The sequence below is a fragment of the Arcobacter rhizosphaerae genome, assembly GCF_049472155.1.
GTDB lineage: Bacteria > Campylobacterota > Campylobacteria > Campylobacterales > Arcobacteraceae > Arcobacter_B.
In genome coordinates, this window is record NZ_JBMOVW010000001.1 from 435650 (window position 1) to 456546 (window position 20897).

A 20897-nucleotide genomic window follows, 5' to 3' on the forward strand; every position below is an offset into this window, starting at 1 on the left:
TTTTATATAGTAGGGAAAGTTAAATTATGTCTGAGATTAAAGACGCTTTAGGTCTAGAAAATGTAGGTGAAGTAAAAAGGAATCTTGATATAGATTCTTTAATTAAAGATGCAGTAGCAAATGAAGGAGCAAGAGTTTCTTCAACTGGTGCTTTAATGGTAGATACTGGTATTTTCACAGGAAGAAGTCCAAAAGACAAATTCTTTGTTAACCAAGATCCTTCGAATAAATATATTGCATGGGGTGATATAAATCAAAAAGTTTCAAGTGAAGTTTATGAAGATTTATTAAAAAACTCTAAAAAGCAATTAAGTAATAAAGATTTATATGTTACTGATGTTTATTGTGGAGCTTCATTAGATTCTAGAAAATCTGTAAGATTTATTACAGAAGTGGCATGGCAAGCACATTTTATTCAAAATATGTTTATTGTTCCTCAAACACAAGAAGAATTAGATAATTTTGAGCCAGAGTTTACTGTTTATAACTCTTGTAAAACGTGTGATATGTCTTATGCGAGTCATGGTTTACATTCAGAAGTTTATGTGGTATTTAATGTAGAAGAAAACACAGCTATTATTGGTGGTACATGGTATGCTGGTGAAATGAAAAAAGGTGTTTTCTCTATGATGAATTATTGGCTTCCTTTAGAAGGTAAGCTTCCAATGCATTGTTCAGCAAACATTGGAAAAGATGGTGATACTGCATTATTCTTTGGATTATCAGGGACTGGAAAAACTACATTATCTACAGATCCTAATAGAGCTTTAATTGGTGATGATGAACATGGTTGGGATGACAATGGTATTTTCAATTTTGAAGGTGGTTGTTATGCTAAAGTAATTAACTTAGACGAAAGTTCTGAACCTGAAATTTTTGGTGCTATTAAAAAAGGTGCTATTTTAGAAAATGTTGTTGCTGATGAAAATGGTGTTGTTGATTATTCAGATGGTTCAAAGACAGAGAATACGAGAGTATCTTATCCATTAGATCATATTGAAAATCATACTCCTGATATGAGGGGTGGACATCCAACAAATATTATTTTCTTGTGTGCAGATGCTTTTGGTGTTTTACCTCCAGTGGCAAAGCTTGATAAACAGCAAGCAATGTATTATTTCTTAAGTGGATATACAGCTAAAGTTGCTGGAACTGAAAGAGGAATTACTGAACCCGTTGCTACATTCTCATCTTGTTTTGGTGAAGCATTTTTACCTCTTAATCCTACAAAATATGCTGAATTATTAGGACAAAAAATTGATAAGCATGGAGTTAATGTTTATTTAGTTAACACTGGATGGACGGGTGGTCCTTATGGTGTTGGTTCAAGAATGAGTATTAAAAATACTAGAGCTTGTATAAATGGAATTTTAGATGGTTCTATTGAAAAATCAGAATTTGAAACGTTACCAGTATTTAATTTATCAATTCCTAAAACATTAAATGGTGTTGATACTGAGGTTTTAAATCCTAGAAATACATGGGAAGATAAAGCTGCTTACGATGAAACTAAGAAGAAGTTAGCAGGTATGTATATTGAAAACTTTAAAAAATACTTAACTTTAGAAAGTGAATATGATTTCACAGCTGCAGGACCAATATTATAAGGTATAATTCTACTATAAAAAGTTTACTGTTAAAAGGAGTGAAGTTTTCACTCCTTTTTTTCATTAAATAAAATAGGAGAAATATATGAAATTATCAGATTTTTTAGCTGACATTAAAAATACAGAAGACGAAGTAGTATACTATTGTTGTAAACACTTATTATCAAAAAAGTATAATGTTGAAGAAGATTCTTTAGATGAAGAAACTTTAAAATCATTACTTGTAGATTATGATAATTTTACTAGAGCACTAAATGATAGTGCAGGTACAATTTATAGAAAGTATGAAGCTGAGTTAAATGATGTATATAAAAGCATTTGTAATAAGTTTAATGAAGATTATGATAATAAATCTCTTTTTGAATATAGATTAGCTAGAGTTTCAAATCAAGAACCTAGACAATTTTTAGATATTGAGGATAGAGATACACAAGAAACTGTTATTCAAAAATATGAAGATAAAATCAATGCTATACTTGAATCAAAATATTATAAAGAGAATAAAGAAGAGTTATCTAATAATTTAGTGATTCCTCAAAAAACATTAGATCTAATTAAATCAGCAGCTGGTTTAATTTGATTTTTCAAATAGAGTTTAACACTCTATTTGAATTTCTTCAATTATTTCTAATCCAAAACCTTGTAATCCTACAAATGAATGTTTTCCCCCACTTGTCATAAGTTTAATTTGTTTTATATTTAAAGAATTAAGGATTTGTGCCCCTATTCCATAATCTTTTTGAGTTTCTCTTTTTTTCTCATCAGATAAGAAAATTAATACTCCCCCTTTTGCTTGTAAAAAGTTAATTGTTTTTAACATAGAATTTAATTTTTCATCTTTTAAAAATAGTTCTATATCAGGTAAAATTGTATGGAATTTTACATGACTTATTTCATTTTGATCTCCAAGAAGTATTGCAGTATGTATATTCCCTAAATGATCTTTAAATTCTTTTTTCTTTGCGTTACTTCCTAAAAATACTGTTTCTTCATTACTGATTTCTTCAACAAGTTTTTCATGTGATAATCTATACTCAACTAAATCTGAAATATAAATTTGTTTCATATTGTGTTTTTGGGCAAAAATATCTAAATCATCTCTTCTTGCCATTGTTCCATCTTCTTTCATTATTTCACAAATAACAGCTTCGCCATTTAATCCTGCAAGTTTACATAAATCTACACTACCTTCTGTGTGACCTGTTCTTACTAAAACACCACCATCTTTTGCTATAAGTGGGAATATATGCCCTGGTCTTACAAGTTCAGATGCTTTTGAAACAGGATTAGCTAAAATTTTAATTGTATCATCTCTTTCCCCTGCACTAATTCCTGTTGCTGCATCTGCTGCATCAACTGAAACTGTAAATGCAGTCTCATAAGATGAAGTGTTAGAATTAACCATAGGATTTAATTCTAATTTATTTGCAGTTTCTTTTGTAACTGATACACAAATTAAACCTTTTGCATGAGTAGCCATAAAGTTAACTTTCTCTGGTGTACTTAATGCTGCTGAATAAACTAAATCTCCTTCATTCTCTCTATCTTCATCATCTAACATGATGACCATATTTCCTTTTTGTATTTCTTCAATTGCTTCTTTTACTCTTTGTATTGCGTTCATATCTCATCTTTTTAATAGTTTTTTTAATATATGATATATTATATCAGAAATTTTAAAATTCTTTATAAAAGCACTTGACAAATATCATGATTTCTACTATAATTTCGGCACTTAAAAAATGGGGTATCGCCAAGTGGTAAGGCAACGGTTTTTGGTATCGTCATTCGTAGGTTCGAGTCCTACTACCCCATCCATTTTAGGTACTTTTAACGCGGAATAGAGCAGCTAGGTAGCTCGTCGGGCTCATAACCCGAAGGTCATAGGTTCAAATCCTATTTCCGCAACCAAATAGCCATAGTGTCAAGGTAGCTCAGCTGGCTAGAGCGCTGGTCTCATAAGCCGGAGGTCGAGAGTTCAAGTCTCTCTCTTGACACCATTATTCACAAAGTGAATAATACTTAATATTTTTGGAAGCTGGTGTAGCTCAGTTGGCTAGAGCAGCTGATTTGTAATCAGCAGGTCGGGGGTTCAAGTCCCTTCACCAGCTCCATTTTTAATAATTGTCGTGCGTAAGTCAAAAGACCAGCGCTTGACCAGAACAATAATAATTTTAACATCGGTGAGGTTGGAGAGTGGTCAAATCCTGCGGATTGTAAATCCGCCGCCTACGGCTTCGAAGGTTCAAATCCTTCCCTCACCACCACTTAAGTATTGGTTCGATAGCTCAGTCGGTAGAGCAAAGGATTGAAAATCCTTGTGTCGGCAGTTCGATTCTGCCTCGAACCACCATTCAAATTTTTTGGCGCTGGTGTAGCTCAGTTGGCTAGAGCAGCTGATTTGTAATCAGCAGGTCGGGGGTTCAAGTCCCTTCACCAGCTCCATTAAACTTTACTAAATACAAATAATCATTAAAATATATTTATTCAGTAGCTTTATGTATTGCTTCTTTTGTTCCTTCATACACTTTTTTAGTACCTTTTTTTGTTGCTTGCCAAGCATCAGAACTATCCTCTTTTACACCTTCCCATGTAGCACAAGCATTAAATAAAAATGCCGATATTATAAGTAGTAAGATATTTGTTTTCATGAGTCTTTTCCTTTATGGGTGTGGATTCTCAAAGAATATATAGTTTGTAGAATAATCTGAAAACTCAAAATAAACTTTACTTTCATTATTATCTTTTTTAAAGTTTAAATTTTCATCAAGAATTCCATAACCAAACCTATATGGTCTATTATTTTTGCCTTCAGTTGCTACAGCAGTTGAAAGTTTATCAATTTTTATAAATCTTTTTACTAATTTTTCTCCTGCATAAACTTCAAGTACACCATTTACACCTGTCCAATTTTGAATATATCTATTTATTTTATTTTGTTTTTCTTCACAGCCATTAAAAAAAAGTGCTGTTGCAATTATTGACGTACTTATTAGTATTTTTTTCATTAAATCTCCTTAATAAAATATAATTTAAAATAAAAGTGTACAACAACTGCACTAAAATGAAAATAATTAGTTATATATTAAACAATAGAATGTGAAAATTTAAATTTGTGAGTCTATTATAAATAGGGTTTTACCCTATTTATATTTATTTAGATAGTAATTTCTTTAATATCAGCGATTTTTCTAAAAGCTTGGTAAACTTTACCAATTGTATTTTTTCTATTTCTTTTAATAGCTTCATTTTCATGATTTACGAAAACGTTATCAAAGAAATTATCAAGTTGTGGTTTTAAACTAAATAAAGCTTCTAATTCTTCATCATAAGTTATATAGTTTTTTGATGTAATTTTATTAAAAGTTTCAACTAATTGTTTTTCTGCTTCATCTTCAAGAAGTTCTTCTTTTATTGTTAGTTCTGAATTAACATCTAAATCTTTTATAATATTTGCAACTCTTTTAAATGTTGCTGTATATTCTTTAAAATTATCACTTTGAACAATTGGATTTAAAGCGCAAAGTTTTTTAGAAATTTTAAATATATCAGTCTCTTGTGAACCAAGAACTGCTTTTAATACTGATGGATTTACATCAAAAATTTTAAATAATCTTTCATTGAAAAATTCAATTAATTGTGATTTATCTAAGCCTGGATAATTTGAAGATAAAGTATCTATGATTTTATCTAAATCAACTGATAACTCATGTTCCATAGCAATTTTAACAATACCTGCTGCTGCTCTTCTTAATCCAAATGGATCTTTTGAACCAGTTGGGATTTTACCTATAGAGAATAGTCCCATTAGATTATCAAGTTTGTATGATAATGCAACAATTGAAGAGAATTTATTTGATGGTAAATCTGAATCTTCACCATCTGGTAAGTACTGCTCTTTAAGAGCTGTATATACTAGCTCATCTTCTCCTGCAAGTTTTGCATAGTAGTATCCCATAAGACCTTGAAGTTCTGTAAATTCAAATACCATCTCAGACATAAGATCAGCTTTTGATAACATAACAGCTTTGTTTACAAGTTCTTTTTCTTCTACGTTAAATGTATCTGCTAAGAAATCAGCTATTTTTGCTTCTCTTTCACATTTTTCATACATAGAACCTAAACCTTCTACAAATGTAAGCTTTTTAAGCCCTTCATTTGAAAGTCCTGCTTTAATATCGTTTTTCCAGAAGAACATACCATCTGCAAGTCTTGGTCTTAGAACCTTTTCGTTACCTTCAATAATGTATCCAAAGTCATTTGTTTTAGAGTTTGATACAACGATAAAGTTATTTGTTAATTTGTCATCTTTATAAACAGCAAAATATCTTTGATGTTCTTTCATAGAAGTTACAATAACTTCTTCAGGAAGTTCTAAAAACTCTTCATCAAATTTACCAATTAATGCTGTTGGATACTCTGTAATTGCTACTACTTCTTCTAGTAATTCTTTATCAATTTCAATTTTTACACCATCTCTTTGCTCAATTTCTTTCATTTGATCTAAAATGATTTTTCTTCTTTCATCTGGGTATAAAATAACACCATTTTTATCAAGTTTACAAAAATAATCACCTGCAAAATCAAATGTAAAAGGTTCATAAGAAACCATTCTATGGGCAAATGAGAAGTTAGAAGATTTTACACCAAATAATTCCCCTTGAACAATTTCTTCTCCTAACATAATACTTAAACTTCTAATAGGTCTAATAAAGCTATCTGTTCTTGAAGCCCATCTCATAGATTTTCCAAAGTTTAATGAAGAAATAAATTCATTTACCATAGTATTTAATAATTCAGTACTATTTGTTCCTATTACTTCTTTTTTGTAGTATAAAACTTCCCCTCTTCCTTGATCAATTTTTTCTAATTCATCTACATTTACACCACATTTTTTAGCAAAACCAAGTGCAGCTCCTGTTGGTTCACCATCTTTAAAAGCAATTTTTACAGGTGCTCCAAACATTTCTTGTATTGAGTTTTCTTGTTTTACTTGAAATTCTCTATGCCATAATACTAATCTTCTTGGTGTATAGAAAAATTCAAAATCTGTTAATAATCTATTTTTTTCTAAAATGTCACTCCATTTTTTTTCAATATTTGGTAACTCTTTTAAAAATGGAATTGCTGGTAATTCTTCAACACCAATCTCTATTAATAATGGTTTATTCATCTACTGTTTCCTTATTAGAAGTCTTGTCATCTTTATTTTCTATTTTATCTTTGTATTTCTGTATTTGTTGTTTATTAAAGTTGATAATGAATAATGCAACCATAATAACAAACATAATAAGAATTACTATATCTAATATTTCTTTCATATTTTTGCCTATATATTTATATAAAAGGTAATTATATTATCTAATGTTTGCTTATTTTTTGGTTAGTTATTTTAATCAAGAATTGACTTATAAATAACTCCATCTATTTCAAATGAAGCTATTTCTTCTAATTCATTATTAGATGTTATTATAGCTAACACTTTTGAGTCAAACATATAGTTTTCTGCAACCTTTTGAATTTGTTTTGCTAAGTTTTTAGATGCAATAATATATTTTGCATTTAAAGCATTTGCATAAATTGCTTCTTTTATTGATGCTACTACAATAGCACTATTTAAATTATTTTTAAATGTATATTTTAATATTTCTTCGTTATAACCAAATGAAATAAGACTATTTGCTTTAGTTTTATATATTTCATCAATTGAAGAGATATTAAAAACTTCTTCAAAAGGTACAAGTTTATCACCAATTAGAATCATTCTTAGTCCTACTTATTATTTAAGCACTCTTTAGAACAGTAGAATTTCCCATTACTTAATATTGCTTCTTTTTGAGAAACATAAGTTTTACAAGTTGGACATTCAACCATTTCATCAGAAATACTTTCATCTTTTTTTGTTTGTACAATATCTTTTTCTCTGCCTTTTTTAAAGAAAATTAAATAAACAAAGAATAATACAACTAGTACCGCTAAAATTTTTAATATCATTATTTACCTTTTATATATAGATAGTTTCTATCTTTTCTATTTACTATTGTATAGTTATTTACTTTAGCATTTTCTATTTCTTCATTTACAAGTGAACCTTTATAGAAAAGATAAGAACTTGTTTCTTGTTTAATGTTTTTAGTTATGTCTAAAAGTAAATTTGTATTAGTAACAGCTCTTGAAGTTATTAAATCTACATTTAAATCTTCTACTTTTTCTACCCTATTACAAATAACAGTTAAGTTTTCAAGTTTTAAACTTGCTTTTACAAAGTTTAAAAAAGAGACTCTTTTAACTCTTGGTTCAATAAGATACGCTTTTACATCTCTTAGTGCTATAGCAAGAATAAGTCCAGGATACCCAGCCCCTGTTCCAATATCAGCAAAACTTTTATGTTTATCTATAAATTTAAGCGGATATACTGAATCTAGTATATTTTCATTTATGTCATTTATTTGAAGGCTTCCTGTTAAATTATGAACTTGGCCCCATTGTCTAAGTAGTTTTGTGAAAACTTCACAATCTTCATAAAATTTATCATCAAATTTTAAATCATTTGATTCTATTAATTCTTTTAAACTCATTATAACATGTGTCCCATTTGATCTTTTTTTGTTTTTAAATAGTGTTCATTGTGTTTGTTTGTAACTGTAATTGCTGGAACTCTTTTTACTATATCAATTCCAATACCTTCAACATATTCAATTTTTTTAGGATTATTAGTAATTAGTTTTATTTGATTAACTTTTAAATCTTTAAAAATATATTCAACTACTCTATAGTCCCTATCATCTTCTCCAAAGCCTAATTCAAGATTAGCTTCAATAGTATTTCTACCTTGATCTTGAAGAGCATAAGCATTTACTTTATTAAATAAACCTATATTTCTTCCTTCTTGTCTATGGTAGATTATAAGACCACCCTCTTTTGCTATAAAATCTAATGCTAAATTTAATTGATTTTGACAATCACACTTTAAACTTCCTAATGTATCGCCTGTTAGGCATTCTGAGTGAATTCGTACAAAGGGTGCTTTTATATTTTTAAAGTTTTCACTCATAATTGCTAAATGTTCTTGATTTCCATCTTTATATGCTTTTATTCTAAACTTTCCATGTTTTGTAGGTAGGTTAGCAATATTTGATTGTATTATATTCATTGTTCTTTAAACCTTATATTGTTAGAATTCGTGATTATAACCAAAAGAGGTAAATAGAATGTTTAAACGATTTAGAAGACTAAGAATAAATGAAACACTTAGAAATTTGGTACAAGAAACACATCTTTCTTGTGATGATTTTATCTATCCATTATTTGTAAGAGAAGGAGAAGGTATCAAAACTGAGGTTTCTTCAATGCCTGGTGTATTCCAAATGAGTATTGATGAAATTTTAAAAGAGTGTGAATATTTAATAAGTATTAATCTTAAGTCTATTATATTATTTGCTATTCCTGATGTAAAAGATTCAGTAGGTAGTGAGTGTTTATGTGATGAAAGTATTATATCAAGAACTATTAAAGCTATTAAAGCTAAATACCCAGAAATGTTTATTGTTACAGATTTATGTTTTTGTGAATATACAGATCATGGACATTGTGGAATTTTAGACCCAAAAACACAAACTGTTGATAATGATAAAACATTAGAAATTTCTGCACAACAAGCGATTGTTCATGCAAAAGCTGGGGCTGATATGATAGCACCTTCTGGAATGATGGATGGAATTATTACAACACTTAGAACAGCATTAGATGAAAATGGGTATGAAAATTTACCAATTATGGCATATTCAACTAAATTTGCAAGTGCCTATTACGGACCATTTAGAGATGTTGCTGAATCAACACCATCTTTTGGAGATAGAAGAACATACCAAATGAATCCTGCAAATAGACTTGAAGCTATTGAAGAGTCATTAGCAGATGAAGCAGAAGGTGCAGATATTCTTATGGTAAAACCAGCACTTGCATTCTTAGACATAATTAGAGATATTAGAAATGAAACAAAACTACCTTTATGTGTATATAATGTAAGTGGAGAGTATGCTATGCTTAAAAATGCAGGAGCTGCTGGTCTTATTGATTATGAAAGAGTTATGATGGAAACTTTAATAGGTTTTAAAAGAGCTGGAGCTAATATGATTATTACTTACCATGCTAAAGAAGCTTGTGAATTATTAAGAAATAAATAATATGGGTAATACTTATCAAGATGCAATAGAGAATTCTAATATAGTATCAAAAACTGATACTAATGGAATAATTACATTTGTAAATGATGAGTTTTGTAAAATTTCAGGGTATTCTTATGATGAGTTGGTAGGACAAAACCATAATATCGTAAGACATCCTGATGTCCCCTCTTCTAATTTTGTAAGTCTTTGGGAAACTATTCTTTCGAAAAAACCTTATAAGGCTACAGTTAAGAATTTAACAAAAGATGGTAGAACTGTTTATCTTAATACTACTATTACCCCTATTTTAAATGAAAAAAAAGAAATAAAAGAGTTTATAGCTATAAGATATGATGTTACAGCAGAAGTTGAACTAAAAAAAAGATTAGAGTTAAAAGAGAAAGAGTTAGAAGCTTTAAATACAACACTTGAATTAAGAGTTGAGCAACAAACAAAAGAATTAAAAGATTTAAATGCAAATTTAGAAAATAAAGTTAAAAAAGAAGTAGCAAAAAATAAAGAGAAACAAAAAATTTTATTTTGGCAATCAAGAATGGCAAGTCTTGGTCAAATGTTAGGGAATATTGCACATCAGTGGAGACAGCCTTTAACTGAATTGTCTTTAGTGATATTTAATATGAAAAAAGCCTCACTTCAAAATGATGAGAAAAAAGTAAAAGAATTATATATAAATAGTAAAGACTTAATACAAAATATGTCTAACACTATAGAAGATTTTACAAACTTTTTTAATCCCCAAAAAGAAAAAAAAGCATTTAATATTAAACAAGCAATTGAAGAATCTATAAATATTTTAAATAAAACAATACAAAAAGAGAATATAAATATAAAAGTTTCTATAAAAAATGAGTGCGAAGTTATAGGGGTTTTAAATGAATTATCTCAAGTAATAATAAATTTGATACAAAATGCAAAAGATGCTTTTTTAAATCAAAATATTATAAAAAGAGATATTTGTATAAAACTTGAAAAGAGAATACTCTTTGATAAAAGTTATGCAGTTTTAGAAATATATGACAATGCTTTGGGTATTTCAAAACAAAACATTGATAAAATATTTGAACCATATTTTACAACAAAACATAAAAGTCAAGGAACAGGTCTTGGACTTTTTATGTCAAAAATGATTATAGAAAAAAGTTTAAATGGTACAATTGAGCATAAAAACTATAAAAATGGCTCTAAATTTACAATCAAAATACCTATGGAATAATACAATGGATTATAATTTATTAAAAACACTTAAAATTTTAATAGTTGAAGATGAAGATAATTTATCTAAACTTTTAAAAGATGCAATAGCAGACTTTTTCTTTTCAGTTATTGTAGCAAAAGATGGGGAAGAAGGTTTTATGAAATTTAAAGCTACTAAACCGGATATTATAATTACTGATATCATGATGCCAAATTGTGATGGTTTAGAAATGACAAAAAAAATTAAAGAAGTAGATGAGTTAATACCTATTATTGTATTAAGTGCTTATTCTGATAAAGAAAAACTTTTAAAAGCTATTGATATTGGAATTAATAAATATTTTATTAAACCCTTTGACCCAGATGAAGTAATAGAGCATATAAATAAAATAGCTCCAAGTTTAAATAAGAGAAGAAAAGTAAAATTAAAAGATTCATATACTTTTGATAATAACTCTAGGTCTTTGTATAAGGATAATAAATTAATAAATCTTACTAAAAGGGAAAAAGAGTTTTTTTATATTTTATTAAAGCATAGTAATGAAGTTGTAGATTCACAAAAAATAAAAGATAGTTTATGGGATGAACCTGTAAGTGATGAAAGACTTAGAACTTTTATAAAAAGACTTAGAATTAAAACATCAAAAGATATTATAGAAAATGCTTCAGGACAAGGTTATTTAATTTCTCCATTGTATATCTAAATTTTTTGCTTTAATTAAATCTTTGTTTATCCCTAAACCCTCTTTTATATTTCCAATATTTGATGAGGTAAGTAAAAAATTTTGTAGATAATAGGTATTTTTATATCCTAATTCTATTAGAATATTTATCATTTTATTTATATCTTCTTCTTGTAAAAGATTCGAATTTATAGTAGTTCTTAATTCAAAAGGGAAATTTACTTTTAATAAATATTTAATAGTTTCAATAAAAGTATCATATAGATTTGTTTTGGTAATTTCATAAAATTTATCTTTGTGTGATTTGAAGTCTATAGCCATATAATCAATGAGACTTAATTCCACAAGTTTTTTTAATTGTTTTAGATTTGTAGCATTTGTATCTAGTTTGATTTTAAAGCCTAAAGCTTTTACTTCTTTACAAAAGTCAATTAAATTATGTTGTGTAGCCTCTCCTCCTGAAATTACTATGGCATCAAGTAATCCCACTCTTTTTTTCAAAAAGACTAAAACTTCATTCAAAGTATAATTGGCTGTTTTATTAAATACTAAATCATCATTGTAGCAATATAAACATCTAAAATTACATTTATTTAACCAAACTACACAAGATAAATATCCTATGTAGTCAGTTGTTGTAAATTTTGTAAGACTATAAACATTTTTTAGATTCAATGAATTTAACTCTTTGTTCATGTTCACCTTTTTTACCAATATTAAAACTTTCAATAGGTCTATGGTAACCCATAACTCTAGTATATACTATACATTTAGTTCTTTTATGTGAATTTTTTTCAAGCACTTCTTGTTTTTGCATTTTCTTTTAACTCCTTTTCTAAAATTTCTTCATCACATTTTGGACAATATTCATGTTCTCCATTTATATATCCATGCTTATCACAAACAGAGAATACAGGTGTAACTGTAATATAAGGTAATCTAAAATTAGTAATTACATTTTTGATAAATTTTCTACAAGCTTCAACAGAAGAAATTCTTTCTCTCATGTATAAGTGCATTACTGTACCACCTGTATATTTGCATTGAAGCTCATCTTGTAACTCTAAAGCTTCGTAAGGGTCTTCTGTGAAATCAACAGGTAATTGAGATGAATTTGTGTAATAGATATTTTCTCCACTACCAGCTTGAATAATATTTTTGTATCTTTTTTTATCTTCTTTAGCAAATCTGTATGTAGTTCCCTCAGCTGGTGTTGCTTCAAGATTATATAAATTTCCTGTTTCTTCTTGATATGTTACAATTTTTTTTCTCATAAAATCTAATATCTCTATACAAAAAGCATTTCCAAGTTCAGATGATAAGTCTGTATTATCATCAAAATAGTTTTTAACCATTTCATTCATACCATTTATTCCAATAGTTGAAAAGTGGTTATTAAATCCTTTTAAATATCTTTGTGTATAAGGGAATAAGCCTCTTTCATATAAGTCTTGGATAAAAACTCTTTTTTTCTCAAGAGTTGCTTTTGATAAATCCATTAATTCTTCTAATCTTTTAATTAAACCATTAATATCACTTTTATACAAATATCCTAATCTAGCCATATTGATAGTTACTACACCTATACTTCCTGTCATTTCGGCACTTCCAAATAATCCTCCACCACGTTTAAGAAGTTCTCTTAAGTCAAGTTGTAATCTACAACACATAGATCTTACATGACCTGGTTTATAAGCATTTTCATTTTCAACTAGATTACCATTTTCATCTCTTATATATTGGCTACCTATAAAGTTTTGAAAATATGATGAACCAATCTTTGCACTATTTTCAAAAAGTAAATCTGTATTTTCTCCATACCAGTCAAAATCTTCTGTAATATTTACTGTAGGGATTGGGAATGTAAAGGGTTGACCTGTTTTATCACCTTCTGTCATTACCTCATAATAAGCTTTATTAATCATATTCATTTCTTTTTGAAAAGCTTTATATGTTAATTCTTCAAATGAGTTATAACCTTTGTCCTGAATTATTTTTAATAGCTGACTATCTTTTAGGTTTTTAAATAAATGATTTTGGTTTCTTGTTGGAATTTGATCTTTTAAATCATCTGGAACTACCCAATCAATTGTTATATTAGTAAATGGGCTTTGTCCCCATCTTGCTGGTACATTTAAATTATAAATAAAACTTCTAATATGTTTTTTTACTTCATTAAATTCTAATTTATCTTTGAATACATAAGGAGCTAAATAAGTATCAAATGAAGAAAAAGCTTGTGCACCAGCCCATTCACTTTGTAAAATTCCTAAAAAGTTTGCCATTTGTCCTAAAGCTTCTCTAAAATGATTAGGAGCAGTACTTTCAACTCTACCTCTTACTCCATTAAAGCCTTCATCAAGTAAGGCTCTTAAACTCCACCCTGCACAATATCCACTAAGACAATCTAAGTCATGAATATGATAATCTGCATTTCTATGAGCATATCCCTCTTCTTTTGAGTAAATTTTATCTAACCAATAGTTTGCTATTACTTTTCCTGCACTATTATTAATAAGTCCTGCATGAGAATAGCCAGTATTTGAGTTGGCATTAATTCTCCAGTCTGTACCATCTATATATTCTTGAATAGTTTGTGTTGAGTTTATATATGTTGTATCTTTGTCAAGTTGAAGAACCTGCTCTCTTTGTATTTTATGTAAATGTCTATATAACATAAAAGATTTCATAACTTCAAAATATCTAGCTTTATATAGCTCTTTTTCTATAATATCTTGAACATCTTCTACTGTTATTACTCTTTTTTCATTTATTAAATCTAATATATTAAAAAAAATAGTTTGGTCATACTTTGTATTTACACTTTTAAATGCTTTTTTTATAACATCTTCTATTTTAAATGACTCAAATTTTTCTTTTTTACCATCTCTTTTTAAAATCTCTTCTATCATGTATTATTCCTTAAAAATATTTGTTATTTTAAGGAATAATCTCTTAACTTAATATTATCAAAAAAGTCACTAAAGTGTCATTTGTAGGTGCTTTGAGCTTTTGTCTATAGATATAAATTAATATCCACATTAAATTTAAGTTAATAATAATCCATAATTAAATAAAATGTTCCTTTTTATTAATTTACAGAGGAATTATTATGAGACATTTCTTAACATTAGCAGACTACACTAAGGATGAAATTCTAGAAATTCTTGATTTAGCTAAGCAAATCAAAGATGAGACAAAAAGAAAAGAGTTTAAAGAATATATGCCAAAACAAACTTTAGGTATGATTTTTGAAAAAAGCTCTACAAGAACTAGAGTCTCTTTTGAAACAGGTATTTATCAATTAGGTGGTGTAGGATTATTTCTTTCATCAAATGATATTCAACTTGGACGTGGGGAACCTATGAGTGATACTTCAAGGGTAATATCAAGAATGGTTGATATGGTAATGATTAGAACTTTTGAACAAAGTAAACTTGAAGAGTTCGCTAAATATTCAAAGGTTCCTGTAATTAATGGGCTTACAAATGAATACCATCCAGTACAACTTATGGCAGATTATCTTACAATTCAAGAAGCAGGTCTTGAAGAAAATCTAGTTGTTGCTTATATAGGAGATGGAAACAATATGACACACTCATGGCTAAATATGGCTGCAAAATTAGGTTTTGAACTTAGAATATCAACACCAAAAGGTTATGAAGTTGATGTTGACATCTTATTGAATGCACAAGAAATGGCTAAAAAATCAGGTGCTAAAATAATCATTGGAAATGATCCTTTAGAAGCTGTAAAAGGTTCTACTGTAGTAACAACTGATACTTGGGTTTCTATGGGACAAGAAGAAGAGAAAGAAAGAAGAGTAAAAGACTTTGATGGTTATATTGTTGATGAAGAAATGATGAGTCAAGCTGATGAAAAGGCTATTTTCTTACACTGTTTACCTGCTTATAGGGGTTATGAAGTAAGTGAAGAAGTAATTGAATCAGAAAAAAGTTTAGTATTCCAAGAAGCTGAAAATAGATTACATGCCCAAAAAGGTGTAATGGTTTGGCTAGATAGACAAAGAAACGCATAATGATTGATTTTTCTAAATTTAAAAAGTATTCAAGACCAGGACCTAGATATACTTCATACCCTACAGCTCCTGAGTTTAGTGAAGAGTTTACACAAGATGATTTAAAAGAGTATTATAAAAAACAAAGTGATGATAGAGCCTTATCTTTATATATTCACATGCCATTTTGTAGAAGTGCTTGTTATTTCTGTGGTTGTAATACGATTTTTACATCAAAAGAAGATAAAAAAGTTAGATATATTGAGTATTTAAAAAAAGAGCTTAATATTTTAAAAAATCATCTTAATACAAAAAGAGTTGTGACTCAAATGCACTTTGGAGGGGGAACACCTACATTCTTCTCCCCTTCTCAACTTGAAGAGGTAATTAATGCTGTAAAAGAAGTTTTTCCTAATTTTTCAAATGATGCTGAGGTTTCATGTGAAGTAGATCCAAGGTTTTTTACAAAAGAACACATGGATGTATTAAAAGCTGGAGGTTGTAATAGATTAAGCTTTGGAGTACAAGACTTAGATGAGAGCGTTCAAAAAACTATTCATAGAATTCAGCCATTTGAATTAACACAAAATGTTATTAAAATAGCTAGGGAAGCAGGAATTCATTCTGTAAATACAGATTTAATTTATGGACTTCCTCATCAAACAAGAGAAAGCTTCAAAAGAACATTAGAAAAAATGATTACATTAGATACTGATAGATTTGCAGTATTTAATTATGCTCATGTTCCTTGGCTTATGAAAACAATGAGAAAGTTTGATGAAACTACATTCCCTCAACCAGAAGAAAAATTAGAGATGCTAAAAGATACAATTGATTTCTTTACTTCTAATGGTTATAAAATGGTTGGAATGGATCACTTTGCTAAGCCAGAAGATGAACTATTTAAAGCTATTGAAAAAGGTGAATTACATAGAAATTTCCAAGGTTATACAACTAAAGGTGGAGCTGATTTAATTGGAATTGGTCTAACATCTATTGGAAATGGAGTTGATTATTACTCTCAAAACTTTAAAGATATTCCTGCTTATGAGGAAGCTTTAGATAAAGGTGATTTACCTGTATTTAAAGGTTATAGATTATCTGATGATGATCAATTAAGACAGTTTGTAATAATGGAACTTATGTCTAATTTCTCTTTAAATATAAAAAGGGTTGAAGAAGAGTTTAATGTAAACTTTAATGATTATTTTTCAGATGCAATTGAAGCACTTCAAGAATTTATAGAAGCGCAACTTGTTGAAATAACAGAGGATAAAATTCAAGTATCGCAAACAGGAACAATGTTAATTAGAAATATATGTATGCCTTTTGACGCTTACTTAAATAAAATACCAGAAAATAAAAGAAGATTCTCAAAAACTATTTAATCTTTGAATAATTTATAAGGGTAGTCTGTAAAGACACCCTTAACTCCTTTTTTAAGAACTTTATCTATGCTTTTTTTATTATTTATTGTATAAACAAAAGTTTCAATTTTTTCTTTTTTAAGTTTTTTTATTTGTTTTTCATTTATTAGTTCTTTGTTTATATTATAAGTTTGTGCATTTAACTTTTTAAGATATCCAACAAGATTTTCTCTTTTTGTATTTTCATCAAGAACTCCTATTGCATAGTCTTTTTTGTAGTTATTAATTATTTCTAAATATTCATGTTTAAAAGAAGAAAATAGTACAAGTTTTGAACAATTGTAATACTCTATTTTTTGGATAATAATATCTATTGCTTTTATTTTATTTATGTTTTTAGGTAGTTTTTTTATTTCTAAATTAAAGAAAATATTTTTTTCTCTAGCAATATTTAAAAACTCACTTAAAGTAGATAGTTTTGTTCCTTTAATATTTAAATCTTGTATTTCACTAAAATTAAAATCTTTTATAAACCATGGCTTATAAGCTTTGAATTTTTTAATATCTTGAATATTTGACATTCTTTTGAGTGTCTCATCATGGTGTATAATAGGAATATAGTCTTTTGTAAATTGAATATCAAATTCTATAAAATCACTGTCTAAAGAAGATTTTATCAAAGCTTCTAAGGAGTTTTCTACATAAAAACTTTTAAATCCTCTATGAGCAATAATTAGTTTATCTTTTTTAAAATTATCCAAAAATCTCATCTAACTCAACCCTTGCATTTTTTATTAATTTATCTTTTGTATTTTTATCATAATTATTATAATCACATATTACATTTGTCACATATTCTATACTATTAAAACACTCTTTTTTATTTAAAAAAGCTAATCTAATTCGTCTTGCTAGAAAATCTAAAGGCATTTTTACATATTCATATTTAATTGCATATATGATTTGTGCTTTTATATAAAGATAATTTTTATTGATTTTTTCATAGGCATTAAATTCTTCAGCTATTTGTATTACTTTATAAATATTACCTCCATACAAATTTTTTAACATTAATATTTGATTCTCAGATAGTTTTTTATTTTCTATAATTATTTTACTTTTGTATGAGCCATGAAGTTTTATTGAATTTGTAATACACTCTTTTAAAGGTTTTACTAAGCCTTTATCAATTGCTAAAGCCATACAATCCTCAGCTATCTTTCTTGCTGTTGTCCATTTTCCACCAGCAATGCTAATCAAATTTGTAGGAGAGGTTTCTATTATGTGTTCTCTAATAATATCTTTTGAGTTTAGTTCTTGTTTTAGTAAAGTTCTAATTCCAGACCATGAAGATAAAATATCTTCTTTTTTGATTTTCTCATTAAAATATTTATTTATATGATTTAGTAAATAATCTTTTTCTTCTTCTGATATTTTAAGGTTTTTAGAAAATTCACATTTTATATCTGTTGTACCTATTAAAATATGATTTTCCCATGGAAGTATAAAAAGTACTCTTTTGTCACTTGTTTTAGGAATTAAAATAGCTTCTTTAATCTTTAATTTCTCATTTGAAATTATAATATGAGAGCCTCTACTATACTCAACTAAGTCTTTTATATTTTTGTTATCTAATTTTCTAATTATATCAATATAGTGTCCTGTAGCATTTATAATACAATTACTTTTAAATAAGTATTCTTTTTTATTTAACCTATCATAAACTTGAATACCTTTTATTTTTGAATCTTTATAAATAAAAGCTTGAAGTTGAGTATAGTTTTTTAATATAGCCTCATATTTTTGAGCTGTTTGTAATATTGATATATTAAGTTTACTATCATTAAAACTACCATCATAATATTTAACAGTAAAGGGAAAATTTTTAATATTTAAAATACTTTCTTGAAGTTGTTTTTTTGTTAATATTGAAGTTTTACCTAAACTTTTATTATTACTTATTAAATCGTAAATTTTTAAACCTAAATAATAGTAAGGAAGTTCATACCATTTTTTTATAGGAGTTAAAATGCCAATTTTCTTTGATAAAAAACTAGCATTATCTAGAAAATGTTTTCTTTCTTTTAGAGCTTCAAAAACTAAGTTTAGTTGTTTTTTTTCAAGTTTTATAATAGCTTGTTCTAAATATCTTACTCCTCCATGGAGAAGTTTTGTACTTTTTGAACTAGAACCACTTGAAAAGTCATTTTGTTCAATTAATAAAGTTTTCAAACCTCTTGAGGCAGAATCTAAAGCAATACTACTTCCAATTGCTCCTCCTCCAATTATGATAATGTCATATTTATCATGGAAATCAATTTGCATTTTAATTCCTTTTGTCTGTAGTAAGATTATCAAATATATTGTTAAATTATAATGATACGATTTAGAAAAATTGAAAGATATTTGTATTTAATAAAAGAACCAAGAATGCGACGCTGACGCTACTATTTATGTACTCTTAACACTATTTATTGTATATTGCAAAGCTTATTATATTAAATATTATAAATTTTAAATCAAATAAGGTAATAAAAGTGTCAAAAATTAATAAATTTAATTATAATGCAATCGCTGATGATTGTGTTAAATGTGGTAAATGTAAACCTGTTTGTACCATTTTTAATATAAACCAAGATGAAGCAACTAGTCCTAGAGGATTTATTGATTTATTGGGGGCTTATGAAAATGACCAATTAGAACTTGATGAAAATGCAAAAAATATTTTTGAATCATGTTTTTTATGTACTAACTGTGTTGAGGCCTGTCCAAATGACTTACCTACAGATATGGTAATTGAACAAGTAAGAAGTGATATTGCTAAAAAATACGGAATTGCTTGGTATAAAAGGTTTTTCTTCTACTTATTAAGACATAGAAAAACTATGGATTTACTATCTTCTTTAGGTTGGATGTTTCAAACTTGTGCTTTAAAAATTGATAAGACAAAACAATCTGCTCTTCCAAGATTTTCACTACCAATAGTAAAAAAAGATAGAGCTTTACCTTTTGCTGATATGAGAAGTTTTTTAAAGAAATATCCAGAAAATATTTTTGCAAAACATAAGAAACAAGAAGAAAACAAAAAAGGTAGAGTAGCTGTTTTTATTGGATGTATGAGTAATTATACATATACAAATACAGGAGATTCATTAGTTAAGATTTTAAAAAAATTAGAACTTGATATTTTTATTCCTAAAAAACAAAAATGTTGTGGAGCTCCTGCTTACTTTACAGGTGCTTTTGATACTGTAGATTATTTAACTAAATATAATATTGAATACTTTGAATCATGGATTGATGAAGTAGATGCAATTATTATTCCAGAAGCAACTTGTTCAGCAATGATTAATCAAGACTGGGAACATTATTTACATGATCAACCTCAATGGAAAGAAAGAGCTCAAAAAATTTCTAAAAAGGTATTTTTAGCTACTAAATGGTTAGAAAACAACACTCAATTAAAAGAGATTTTAGCAAACTCAAATAAAAAAATGGAAGATGTAGTAACTTATCATGATCCATGTCATGCAAAAAAAATGCAAGGTGTTTGGGAAGAACCAAGAAATTTATTAAAACAAAATTATGTATTAACAGAAATGAGTGACTCTAATAGATGTTGTGGTTTTGGTGGAATTACTATGCAAACAGAAAAATATGATTTTGCAAAAGCAGCAGGTACTCCAAAGGCTGCAATGATTAAAGATACAAAAGCACAAGTTGTTAGTGCTGAATGTAGTGCATGTAGAATGCAAATCACTAACTCTTTACATCAATCAAATGTTGAAGAAGTTGTATTTAAGAATCCTATAGAATTAATTGCAGAGGCTTTAGATTAA

22 protein-coding genes and 7 tRNA genes are annotated in these 20897 nt (G+C 27.6%); 15 read left to right on the forward strand and 14 right to left on the reverse strand.

Going from position 1 to position 20897, the window contains the following annotated elements; all coding sequences use genetic code 11:
- The first annotated feature begins 26 nt into the window (after positions 1 to 26).
- Positions 27 to 1607, forward strand: a complete 1581-nt coding sequence (pckA, locus tag ACH5BH_RS02150; RefSeq protein ID WP_404304087.1) for a phosphoenolpyruvate carboxykinase (ATP) — start codon at positions 27 to 29, stop codon at positions 1605 to 1607.
- An 85-nt stretch (positions 1608 to 1692) separates the two neighbouring features.
- Positions 1693 to 2187, forward strand: a complete 495-nt coding sequence (locus ACH5BH_RS02155; RefSeq protein ID WP_423297296.1) for a hypothetical protein — start codon at positions 1693 to 1695, stop codon at positions 2185 to 2187.
- A gap of 15 nt (positions 2188 to 2202) precedes the next feature.
- Here the strand turns inward: ACH5BH_RS02155 and ACH5BH_RS02160 are convergent, their stop codons facing one another.
- Entirely contained in the window at positions 2203 to 3231 is a 1029-nt protein-coding gene (locus tag ACH5BH_RS02160; RefSeq protein ID WP_404304085.1) for a bifunctional 3,4-dihydroxy-2-butanone 4-phosphate synthase/GTP cyclohydrolase II, read from the reverse strand.
- A gap of 119 nt (positions 3232 to 3350) precedes the next feature.
- On the opposite strand from ACH5BH_RS02160, the gene ACH5BH_RS02165 reads away from it, so the two are divergent.
- The 7 genes from ACH5BH_RS02165 to ACH5BH_RS02195 all read left to right on the forward strand — a co-directional run bounded on the left by ACH5BH_RS02165 (position 3351) and on the right by ACH5BH_RS02195 (position 4052).
- Positions 3351 to 3425: transfer RNA gene (locus ACH5BH_RS02165), tRNA-Gln, on the forward strand.
- Between the two features lie 16 nt (positions 3426 to 3441).
- A tRNA-Met gene (locus ACH5BH_RS02170) sits at positions 3442 to 3518 on the forward strand.
- Positions 3519 to 3530: 12 nt separating this feature from the next.
- Positions 3531 to 3607: transfer RNA gene (locus ACH5BH_RS02175), tRNA-Met, on the forward strand.
- Between the two features lie 37 nt (positions 3608 to 3644).
- Positions 3645 to 3721 (forward strand) — tRNA-Thr (locus tag ACH5BH_RS02180).
- 68 nt (positions 3722 to 3789) lie between these two features.
- Positions 3790 to 3874: transfer RNA gene (locus ACH5BH_RS02185), tRNA-Tyr, on the forward strand.
- Between the two features lie 10 nt (positions 3875 to 3884).
- A tRNA-Phe gene (locus ACH5BH_RS02190) sits at positions 3885 to 3960 on the forward strand.
- Between the two features lie 15 nt (positions 3961 to 3975).
- Positions 3976 to 4052: transfer RNA gene (locus ACH5BH_RS02195), tRNA-Thr, on the forward strand.
- Between the two features lie 38 nt (positions 4053 to 4090).
- Here ACH5BH_RS02195 and ACH5BH_RS02200 read toward each other — a convergent pair.
- The 8 genes from ACH5BH_RS02200 to ribA all read right to left on the reverse strand — a co-directional run bounded on the left by ACH5BH_RS02200 (position 4091) and on the right by ribA (position 8760).
- Positions 4091 to 4258, reverse strand: a complete 168-nt coding sequence (locus ACH5BH_RS02200) for an entericidin EcnAB (RefSeq protein ID WP_404304084.1) — start codon at positions 4256 to 4258, stop codon at positions 4091 to 4093.
- A gap of 12 nt (positions 4259 to 4270) precedes the next feature.
- A complete protein-coding gene (locus tag ACH5BH_RS02205; RefSeq protein ID WP_404304083.1) occupies positions 4271 to 4615 on the reverse strand; it encodes a hypothetical protein in 345 nt (114 codons plus the stop codon).
- A 149-nt stretch (positions 4616 to 4764) separates the two neighbouring features.
- Positions 4765 to 6780, reverse strand: coding sequence for a glycine--tRNA ligase subunit beta (glyS, locus tag ACH5BH_RS02210; protein WP_423297297.1), 2016 nt, complete (start codon positions 6778 to 6780; stop codon positions 4765 to 4767).
- Positions 6773 to 6928 carry a hypothetical protein gene (locus ACH5BH_RS02215; RefSeq protein WP_423297298.1) on the reverse strand — a complete coding sequence of 52 codons (156 nt, stop codon included), beginning with the start codon at positions 6926 to 6928 and terminating at the stop codon, positions 6773 to 6775. The genes glyS and ACH5BH_RS02215 overlap by 8 nt, the downstream gene beginning before the upstream one ends.
- Before the next feature lie 71 nt (positions 6929 to 6999).
- A complete protein-coding gene (locus ACH5BH_RS02220) occupies positions 7000 to 7371 on the reverse strand; it encodes a hypothetical protein (protein ID WP_404304080.1) in 372 nt (123 codons plus the stop codon).
- Positions 7372 to 7379: 8 nt separating this feature from the next.
- A complete protein-coding gene (locus tag ACH5BH_RS02225) occupies positions 7380 to 7601 on the reverse strand; it encodes a PP0621 family protein (protein WP_404304079.1) in 222 nt (73 codons plus the stop codon).
- Entirely contained in the window at positions 7601 to 8185 is a 585-nt protein-coding gene (rsmG, locus tag ACH5BH_RS02230) for a 16S rRNA (guanine(527)-N(7))-methyltransferase RsmG (RefSeq protein WP_404304078.1), read from the reverse strand. Before rsmG ends, ACH5BH_RS02225 begins: the two co-directional genes overlap by 1 nt.
- On the reverse strand, positions 8185 to 8760 hold the full coding sequence (gene ribA, locus ACH5BH_RS02235) for a GTP cyclohydrolase II (protein WP_423297299.1): 576 nt from the start codon (positions 8758 to 8760) through the stop codon (positions 8185 to 8187). The genes rsmG and ribA overlap by 1 nt, the downstream gene beginning before the upstream one ends.
- 58 nt (positions 8761 to 8818) lie before the next feature.
- Here ribA and hemB point away from each other — a divergent pair, with 58 nt between their 5' ends.
- The 3 genes from hemB to ACH5BH_RS02250 are packed head-to-tail and all read left to right on the forward strand — an operon-like array spanning position 8819 to position 11694.
- Positions 8819 to 9793: a porphobilinogen synthase gene (hemB, locus tag ACH5BH_RS02240; protein ID WP_423297300.1), complete on the forward strand. Its 975-nt coding sequence runs from the start codon at positions 8819 to 8821 to the stop codon at positions 9791 to 9793.
- A gap of 1 nt (position 9794) precedes the next feature.
- Complete coding sequence (locus tag ACH5BH_RS02245; protein WP_423297301.1) at positions 9795 to 11009, forward strand: PAS domain-containing sensor histidine kinase; 1215 nt, start codon at positions 9795 to 9797, stop codon at positions 11007 to 11009.
- Positions 11010 to 11013: 4 nt separating this feature from the next.
- Positions 11014 to 11694: a response regulator transcription factor gene (locus ACH5BH_RS02250; protein WP_404304074.1), complete on the forward strand. Its 681-nt coding sequence runs from the start codon at positions 11014 to 11016 to the stop codon at positions 11692 to 11694.
- On the opposite strand, the gene ACH5BH_RS02255 is transcribed toward ACH5BH_RS02250, so the two are convergent.
- The 3 genes from ACH5BH_RS02255 to ACH5BH_RS02265 are packed head-to-tail and all read right to left on the reverse strand — an operon-like array spanning position 11671 to position 14585.
- Positions 11671 to 12369 carry an anaerobic ribonucleoside-triphosphate reductase activating protein gene (locus tag ACH5BH_RS02255; RefSeq protein WP_404304073.1) on the reverse strand — a complete coding sequence of 233 codons (699 nt, stop codon included), beginning with the start codon at positions 12367 to 12369 and terminating at the stop codon, positions 11671 to 11673. The genes ACH5BH_RS02250 and ACH5BH_RS02255 overlap by 24 nt on opposite strands.
- Positions 12326 to 12490, reverse strand: coding sequence for an anaerobic ribonucleoside-triphosphate reductase (gene nrdD / locus ACH5BH_RS02260; protein ID WP_404304072.1), 165 nt, complete (start codon positions 12488 to 12490; stop codon positions 12326 to 12328). Before nrdD ends, ACH5BH_RS02255 begins: the two co-directional genes overlap by 44 nt.
- Positions 12468 to 14585 carry a ribonucleoside triphosphate reductase gene (locus ACH5BH_RS02265; protein WP_423297302.1) on the reverse strand — a complete coding sequence of 706 codons (2118 nt, stop codon included), beginning with the start codon at positions 14583 to 14585 and terminating at the stop codon, positions 12468 to 12470. Before ACH5BH_RS02265 ends, nrdD begins: the two co-directional genes overlap by 23 nt.
- Positions 14586 to 14785: 200 nt before the next feature.
- Here ACH5BH_RS02265 and argF point away from each other — a divergent pair, with 200 nt between their 5' ends.
- Positions 14786 to 15712 carry an ornithine carbamoyltransferase gene (gene argF, locus ACH5BH_RS02270; RefSeq protein WP_423297303.1) on the forward strand — a complete coding sequence of 309 codons (927 nt, stop codon included), beginning with the start codon at positions 14786 to 14788 and terminating at the stop codon, positions 15710 to 15712.
- Entirely contained in the window at positions 15712 to 17079 is a 1368-nt protein-coding gene (gene hemN, locus ACH5BH_RS02275; RefSeq protein ID WP_404304069.1) for an oxygen-independent coproporphyrinogen III oxidase, read from the forward strand. Before argF ends, hemN begins: the two co-directional genes overlap by 1 nt.
- Here the strand turns inward: hemN and ACH5BH_RS02280 are convergent.
- Positions 17076 to 17828 (reverse strand): glycerophosphodiester phosphodiesterase, encoded by a 753-nt coding sequence (locus ACH5BH_RS02280; RefSeq protein ID WP_423297304.1) that lies wholly within the window; start codon positions 17826 to 17828, stop codon positions 17076 to 17078. The genes hemN and ACH5BH_RS02280 overlap by 4 nt on opposite strands.
- The gene (locus ACH5BH_RS02285; protein ID WP_423297305.1) at positions 17812 to 19383 is read right to left on the reverse strand and encodes a glycerol-3-phosphate dehydrogenase/oxidase; all 1572 of its coding nucleotides are present in this window, start codon (positions 19381 to 19383) and stop codon (positions 17812 to 17814) included. Before ACH5BH_RS02285 ends, ACH5BH_RS02280 begins: the two co-directional genes overlap by 17 nt.
- Before the next feature lie 212 nt (positions 19384 to 19595).
- Here ACH5BH_RS02285 and ACH5BH_RS02290 point away from each other — a divergent pair, with 212 nt between their 5' ends.
- Positions 19596 to 20897: a (Fe-S)-binding protein gene (locus tag ACH5BH_RS02290; protein ID WP_423297306.1), complete on the forward strand. Its 1302-nt coding sequence runs from the start codon at positions 19596 to 19598 to the stop codon at positions 20895 to 20897.